Origin of the sequence: Coleofasciculus sp. E2-BRE-01 (assembly GCF_040221695.1) — a bacterium.
In the GTDB taxonomy this organism is placed as follows: Bacteria; Cyanobacteriota; Cyanobacteriia; order Cyanobacteriales; family Coleofasciculaceae; genus Coleofasciculus.
Window position 1 is genome coordinate 1 of the sequence record NZ_JAVKEA010000047.1, and the last position, 7477, is coordinate 7477.

Sequence of the window (7477 nt, forward strand, 5' to 3'; positions counted from 1 at the left end):
CCGATAGAGCATGATGCTGGCGTTCACATCAAGGTGTCATGACCCGTCTAACGTAGACTGCGGTGAGTCTTGGTCTGCACGTTCCGACTATGTACAGATATGCCTAGATCTGCATAGTTCTGTATAGGTTTTTCGGAACGGAACTTCTGACTGGGGTTTTGATTCAGAACGTGTGCGCGTGTAGTACCTCCATCACATCACAGATATAGCTGATGCCCGAATAGTCGTCGAAAAATTTCGCTGCGACCTCATCCGAAATCTTCACGGCCATATCCCGATTGGGGGTGAGTATCTCGAACTTTACATTCGAGAAGTTGTCGGAAACGGTGGGTTGTCCCGACGAGCGCACGTTGCGACTGCCTTTACCGCCAGCGTCCACCACCGTATAACCGGTAGCTCCGGCTTCGTCGATGATCTTGCCGACCTTTTTCAGTAGCACCTTTTCCGTGACGATGACGAGCTTGCTGGCTTTCTGGGTCATGTAGTTTACCTCTTGATGCGTTCTATTACGACAATTCAAGGCAAAACCATAAAGTCTTGCCTTGAACCATATCTTTAAGATTATGCCAAAGATCGGCGAATCCAATACCTTCTGTTGAGAAAGATTGACTCAGATTAACGGAAGCATTTTATAAAAAACACTTATCCTTTTGGCGCTATGACCCGTGGCAAACTGCAAGAGCAGTTGATGCATATTGTGAAGAAAACAACGTTATCGCCATCATGGTAACCCACGATTTGGACGAGGCGGTGCTGCTGAGCGATCTACTCGTCACGGTCTGGAAAAAGTCAATCTGGGTGTGGGCTTTGTGCCGCTGAAGGCTTGTGCGCCGATCGCGAAAGAAAAAAGCTTCTTCACCAACTTGGAATAAAATGCTGATCAAGGTCTGCGAGGGTGGAAAGATCGGTGATCTGGTTGTTAAACACCGCAAGTGACGCCAGGTTGTCGAGTCCCACTAGGGGTGACAGTTACATTGACCACAGATATAGGGGTTTTCTGAGACTAAAAGGAAAACTTATGATTTGAATTGGGCATTTCCATGCAAGTTGGTACAGATTTTAAGATAAACTTAAGCACATAGAGATTCGGGTCTTACATAGATCTTGATCTATGGGAGATGCTGCGGGACAGGTATTCGCATAATACCTGTGCTGTAGGGGTGTAGCGCTGCACCCCCGCTTTCTGCAACTTTTAACCAATTTCACTTATCACAATCACCACTTCCCCAGCCAGGGGAGGCGGAAGGAGGTATTCATGGCAAATTTCTCTCGTATGTCTCGTCAAAACTTTCTGTACACCGCCGGCGCTTCCACAGCCGGCTCTATTGTAGTTCCAAGTAGAAACCAACAGCAACAACTGCCAGCGGATTGGAAATCCAAGGCTAACACAACGAAGTCCGTCTTCACGGACTCTAAAGATTTACGGAAATAAATTGGAATGACTATATCTTCATCTCTGGTTGGCCCTGTTTCCCACAGTCTGCATCTGGTTTGCGGCTTTGGGGGTGAGATTGCCAATGAATCACCACTGAATTAGCGTGATCGTTTGCGCTCGTTGGAGCAAAACCTTATCTTCCAGCACACAACGCACCGGGATGCAGATGCATTCTTAGTGGCGGGTTGACTCGCTGCTCACCCGGATATGTGGAGCCGGCCACCCAGGACTCGAGGCAACGCTTGCCTGCCGTCCTGACCCCTAATATCTGATTAAGGAGGAATTACAAAGTGGATTTTTTGACCGATTTTTTGACGCTCTTCCTGGCGAAGTTGCAGTCCCCGACACTCGGCTTTCTGATTGGTGGTATGGTCGTTGCCGCCCTCAATAGCCAACTGCAAGTTCCAGATGCGGTTTATAAGTTCATCGTCTTCATGCTGCTCATCAAAGTCGGTCTGAGCGGCGGCATTGCGATCCGCAATTCCAATCTGCTGGAGATGCTGTTGCCCGCATCATTCGCCGTGATCATAGGGATTCTTATCGTGTTCATCGGGCGCTACACGTTAGCCAAGCTGCCGAAAGTCAAAACTGTGGATGCCATTGCGACCGCTGGCTTGTTCGGTGCTGTGAGTGGCTCTACCCTCGCCGCCGGCATAACGGTACTGGAATCGGAAGGCATAACATACGAGCCCTGGGCTGCCGCACTCTATCCTTTCATGGACATCCCAGCGCTCGTAACTGCGATTGTCTTAGCCAGTATTTATGTCAGCAAGCAAAAGCAAAAGTATCTCAGCAAGGAGGAGTCTCTCAGCAAGGAGGAGTCTCTCAGCAAGCAGAGCGTTACCGCAGGCGGGTATCCCAGCGAGCAGGAGTATCCCACCACCAGGCAGGAGTATCTCAGCCAGCAGCGCATTACCGCAAGCGGATATCCCAGCCAGGAGCCCGAGCGGGTCAAAATATGGCCCATCATCCAGGAAAGCCTTCAGGGCTCTGCCCTATCGGCACTGCTGCTCGGCATCGCTCTAGGCATACTAACCCAGCCGGACAGTGTCTATGAGAGCTTCTACAATCCCCCCTTCCGGGGCCTGCTTTCGATCCTGATGCTGGTAATGGGTATGGAGGCTACGGCAAGGCTTGGCGAGCTGCGCAAGGTGGGTCAGTGGTACGCCCTATATGCCTTTGTGGCGCCGTTGCTGCATGGGCTCATTGCCTTCGGTCTCGGCTGGATTGCCCACGTCGCCACGGGATTCACCCCTGGCGGCGTCGTGCTCCTAGCTGTCATCGCCGCCTCCAGTTCAGACATCTCAGGACCGCCCACTTTACGAGCTGGTATCCCGTCTGCCAATCCCTCCGCCTACATCGGCTCGTCCACAGCCGTCGGCACGCCAGTTGCGCTTGCCATAGGAATACCGCTCTACATCGGACTCGCCCAGGCGCTGATGGGCGGCTGATTTCAGAGTCGCGGTCTGCCGATGCTCCCCTAGCCCAGCGACCAACGCGGCGGCTATGTCAAGGTCTGCGTCGTCTCCATTCAACAGCCACGCAGCCCATCGGTCTGGGCTAATGACTTCTTTGCCGACGTCAACGTCCCGCAGGTACGAAACACAGTCACCAAAAAGCCGGGGTCATGCCCCGGCTTTTTTGGTGAGAATTGCTGCCAGCTTCCCCAGATCCTGAGCGAAGCCGCCAAAACGTGTTAAGCTTATCAGTCGGTCAATTTTGATTAAATGACCTGATGTCAACAAAACTTTATAATTCTGTTAAGACATCTTATACTACCAAAGGATAGTTAATAAGGAGTACAAACAACGATGTCGGAGGCAATCAAGCCACTGACCGTACCCAGAGAATTCTTGGGTGCCCCCGAAGATTTTAATCTAACGTTACTAATGTTCATAGTAGCGATGGCTCTGATAGTCTTCTCGACCTGCGGTTACTGGCTGTGGGAGTTACCCGCACCCTTGTGCTTTGGGATTAATGTCCTAGCATTGCATATGGCGGGTACGGTAATCCATGATGCCTCTCACAATGTCGCCCACAAAAATCGGATCGCGAATGCGCTGATGGGTCATGGGAGTGCGTTGATGTTGGGGTTTGCGTTCCCAGTGTTTACCCGGGTACACATGCAGCATCATGCCAATGTGAATGATCCAGAAAATGATCCCGATCATTTTGTATCAACGGGGGGTCCTCTGTGGTTAATTGCGGCACGCTTTTTTTACCATGAGATCTTTTTCTTTAAGCGTCGCTTATGGCGTAAGTATGAACTGCTGGAATGGTTCTTGAGCCGAGCGTTTGTGGCGGGGGTGATTTACCTGGCGTGTCACTATGGCTTTTTGGGCTATATCATGAACTTTTGGTTTACCCCAGCTCTGGTTGTGGGATTGGCATTGGGGTTGTTTTTTGACTATTTACCCCATCGTCCCTTCAAAGAACGCGATCGCTGGAAAAATGCCAGGGTTTATCCTAGCCCAATCCTGAATATTATGATTATGGGTCAGAATTACCATTTGATTCATCATCTGTGGCCCTCTATTCCCTGGTATAAATATCAAGGAGCCTATCGAGCCACTCAGCCTTTATTAGAACAAAAGGGCTGTCATCAATCATTGGGACTGCTACAAGGCAAAGATTTTTTAAGTTTCGTCTATGATATTTTCCTGGGAATTCGTTTTCACCATAAAGGATCGGGACAAACCCATGATACCAAATCCCTATGACCCGCATTTCTCACAAGTTTTGCCATCTTAATCCTTGAAACCTTTACCTAGAGTAGATTTTGAGTACAAAAACTATTGCCTATTGCCTATTGCCTCTCCCCACCACAAGACTTATTCAGCAGCCCCTAATTATCCCATTGAGTAATTGGCTCAAAGGAATTGAAAAACTGAGCCAATTGATAATCAGTCTCCCCTGAATGCTGTTGACTCGCTCTCAAAACATATAGGCGATTGTCCGCCCAATACAACCTGTAAGTCATCACTTGATTTGGGGTTCTCAGTTGAAAGGATCGACCGGGATAACCCTCCAGAGAAATTGGGCGATCGCCCTGTAATTGAGCGTCAGTTTCGGCTAAAATTTGGTCGCGGACTTGGCGTAACTTGGCGTCTGGTTCAGTTAACGTGGTTTCTTCAGAATAAGCGATGACGAATCTTTGGGGAGGTTGATTGAGTCGATACGCTTCTAGATCAAGGTTAGTTGCTTGGTTGGCTGGAACGGCTGTGACATCTGTCGGCTTTTTGGGTAGAGAAACCGCAAATTCTTCCTGAGTGGAAACCACTCTCGTCCATCCTGTTTCTGGATCACGCAACGTTAGCAGACTATCTGGATGGTCTCGATTTTGCCAGTAGGCTTGCTCTTCAATCGTGAGTACATCCTCTTCAGATTCGTCTTCATCGCGTCTTTCTCTTAGCCTGTAAATGCGTCGTTCTAGTTTTTCCTCCCCTTCCTCAAAGAAGTCGGGATGCTCATAGATACCATGGGGTGGTAAGGGTTGAGGCGGTTCGGCGTCAGGGAGGTCTATATTCGGAGTCTGATCGGATGGTAAGGGTTGTGGCGTTTGCAAATTAGGATTCCTGGGAATTTGAGCTTGAGCAAACGCTGAATGGGTTAAACCCAGATTTGTTAGGACTACGGCGATGGCTAGAGTCCCTAGTTTGGCAACTGTAGAACCCATGCCTAGTTTAGACTCTGACGCTGGAGATTGAGGAGTGCGATCGGGTAAACGCGGTAATTTTGAATACTTGTTGCGTTGAGTAGTCATAATTTAACCTCCGTTTTTATTGGGTTTACGCTCATTCTAAAAAAAATAGAAGGGTTTACCTTCTATCAATGGGCTTATGTCTGGCGACAAATTAACACACCTCTATACCTGAGTTCGTAGTAGCCACTTTAGTGGCAGAAGCGCTTAAGCGCTTACTACAAACAGTTAATATAGCTCAGAGTGGGATTTGTTCGTCAACCAACTCTCTCCATGGTCTTGATTTTCCCAGTACGCTGACTCTTCAATTGTGAGTACCTCGTCTTCGGAATAATCTGGCGTATTTCTCTGTCTTAGCTTGTCAATTTGTTCCTCGAATTCTTCGTGTCCTTCCTCAAAGAAATCAGGATGTTCATAGATAGCGGGAATTTGGATAGGTCGCACAGGTTGTACTTCTAGCTCACGCCTAGGCAATCTAGGAGAGGGGAAAGACTGCGGTGTTGGCGAGTTTATCGTACTATTTCCCGGAACTTGAGCGAAAGTTGCTCCCAGATTGGTCAATCCAACCGCAATGGCTAGGGTGAGGACTTGGGTTAACGTTGAGCCTGCTAATCGTTTTGCCCCTATCCTCTGAAGCAGAAAATAGCGATGGAGGAAACGAGGCAACTTTGAATAGTTCTCGTTTCTAACTTGCATGATGACACCTATGTATCTTGTTAATTCTATTTTATTGTGCCAACCAATAAACATTGGTTTGGTTTTACAAATTGATACAAATTTGATTAATTATTTAAATAAAAAATATCACTTTTTAAACTTAAAAAATACACCCAAATGGGTGAAAGTGATACCCGAATGGGTGAAAGTTAACCAGAAAGCAACCTTGTAATTCATCGCCGTTAAAACGGTTATGAAAGGCAGAAGCCGCTAAAAAAAATGGGACACGCATTGCATAAGCTCCTGAAGCTGGAGAGATATAGTCCAGTAACCCCATCACAACGAAGTCAATGAGAAGTCGATGAGTTCTCGAATAACTCCGATGGGATCTCAAAGATGTGACTGATTAGATGGGACATAACACGAGTTGCTGGAGAATACCGATGACACAGAAGCCAAGCCTGGATTTGACTCTGCTCCCTCTGACACCTGCTCCCCTGGTTCTTTATAGGGGTGTCCCCGTAAAGCCGCAGCCGCCGAGACTATCTTGGCTCAAGGTGACAGGAGGTACAGTCGGTTTACTGCTAATGCTGACATTACCCGCCATGGCTTGCGGTGGATTGAATAGAGGATGGTTATTTGGCTCTAGTCTGATTACGCTTCCGGCGATGTCATTGATGTACGGGTATGGATTACCGTTATTGGCTACGGTTTTAATTGAATCTTTTATCCTGTGCAAACGAGAGTTGCTTCCTTTCCGAAAAGCTTTTTTGATAGCAGGTTTGGCGAATGGGTTTTATCTGTTGGCTAGTTTGGTTAGTTGGGTTTCTTTAAGTGCAATGTTTCCTTTGGCTCTCATTGGCTCGATTTTATCGGCGGCGATGTGTCTTTCATTCTGTCAGCGTCGAGGATATTTGAAGAATATCAGTCAAGGGATGTTTAGGTTTTGTGTTTATCTTTTCTTCATGGCTTTAGGTTTTGCTACGTTATTCCTGATTAGTGCCATGGATAGTTCCGCAAACCTAGCGTTCCTTTACGCTGTGACAGCCGGGTTACTGCTGATTGGCTTTATTTTGGGCTTTGTGACGAAAGGGTTTGCGATCGCAGGTTTATTAAAGCAGAAGCATCCTAATTTGGCAATGACAGTTATGTCGATGCATATAGGTTCTTTTGGAATTATTCCCATGGCTTATTATTTGATGCAGCTTCAAGGGTAGGTGGGCGTTGGTTTAAGGTTTTTTTTGAAACGCAGAGGACGCAGAGGTTAGCGCAGAGGTACGCAGAGGGAGAGAGAGGTTAAAAAATTAATTTTTGGCTTTAAGTCGGGTTGTTTTGTACTGTTTACTTCGTAGGAGAGAGAGTTAAATGACTGCTGATACAAATAGTGGCTATGGTTGTGGCTGGTTAGCTTTGCTAGGAATAATTAGCTTGTGGGGACTATCTTATCTATTAGTTGAATTTGCTGATTTTGCTCGTGAAACACAGCAATACGAACCCAAACAGTATATTGCCTCAATGAATCGCGCCCAGCAAGCTTATTTTTTAACTGAAGTTCCCCTTTGACAAATAGCTACACTGTATGCGTATCCCGGCTTAGGGCGATTTGACTTTCGGGTTCACTGGGTACAAATCAGGCTAACGCCCAATAAATCTAAAGCTTTCCTTTGCACAGGAGTCGGTTCTGT

Annotated in this window: 7 protein-coding genes and 1 pseudogene; 5 read left to right on the forward strand and 3 right to left on the reverse strand. The window is 47.4% G+C overall.

The features are described from left to right. Window positions 1-163: 163 nt before the first annotated feature. Window positions 164-481 (reverse strand): P-II family nitrogen regulator, encoded by a 318-nt coding sequence (locus RIG66_RS05365; RefSeq protein WP_446375916.1) that lies wholly within the window; start codon window positions 479-481, stop codon window positions 164-166. Window positions 482-646: 165 nt separating this feature from the next. On the opposite strand from RIG66_RS05365, the pseudogene RIG66_RS05370 reads away from it, so the two are divergent. The 3 genes and pseudogenes from RIG66_RS05370 to crtR all read left to right on the forward strand — a co-directional run. After that, window positions 647-857: pseudogene (locus tag RIG66_RS05370) on the forward strand (hypothetical protein); the annotation flags it as partial. Between the two features lie 868 nt (window positions 858-1725). Further along, a complete protein-coding gene (locus RIG66_RS05375) occupies window positions 1726-2886 on the forward strand; it encodes a sodium-dependent bicarbonate transport family permease (protein ID WP_446375918.1) in 1161 nt (386 codons plus the stop codon). 360 nt (window positions 2887-3246) lie between these two features. Further along, window positions 3247-4155 (forward strand): beta-carotene hydroxylase, encoded by a 909-nt coding sequence (gene crtR / locus RIG66_RS05380; protein ID WP_446375920.1) that lies wholly within the window; start codon window positions 3247-3249, stop codon window positions 4153-4155. Between the two features lie 125 nt (window positions 4156-4280). Here the strand turns inward: crtR and RIG66_RS05385 are convergent, their stop codons facing one another. Continuing rightward, window positions 4281-5198, reverse strand: coding sequence for a hypothetical protein (locus RIG66_RS05385; RefSeq protein ID WP_446375922.1), 918 nt, complete (start codon window positions 5196-5198; stop codon window positions 4281-4283). Between the two features lie 165 nt (window positions 5199-5363). Beyond that, window positions 5364-5831, reverse strand: a complete 468-nt coding sequence (locus RIG66_RS05390) for a hypothetical protein (protein ID WP_446375924.1) — start codon at window positions 5829-5831, stop codon at window positions 5364-5366. Window positions 5832-6235: 404 nt separating this feature from the next. Between RIG66_RS05390 and RIG66_RS05395 the strand changes: the two genes are divergently transcribed. Together RIG66_RS05395 and RIG66_RS05400 are read left to right on the forward strand one after the other, a co-directional pair. After that, on the forward strand, window positions 6236-7009 hold the full coding sequence (locus tag RIG66_RS05395) for a hypothetical protein (protein ID WP_446375926.1): 774 nt from the start codon (window positions 6236-6238) through the stop codon (window positions 7007-7009). Between the two features lie 148 nt (window positions 7010-7157). After that, entirely contained in the window at window positions 7158-7355 is a 198-nt protein-coding gene (locus tag RIG66_RS05400) for a hypothetical protein (protein ID WP_446375928.1), read from the forward strand. The last annotated feature ends 122 nt before the right edge of the window (window positions 7356-7477 follow it).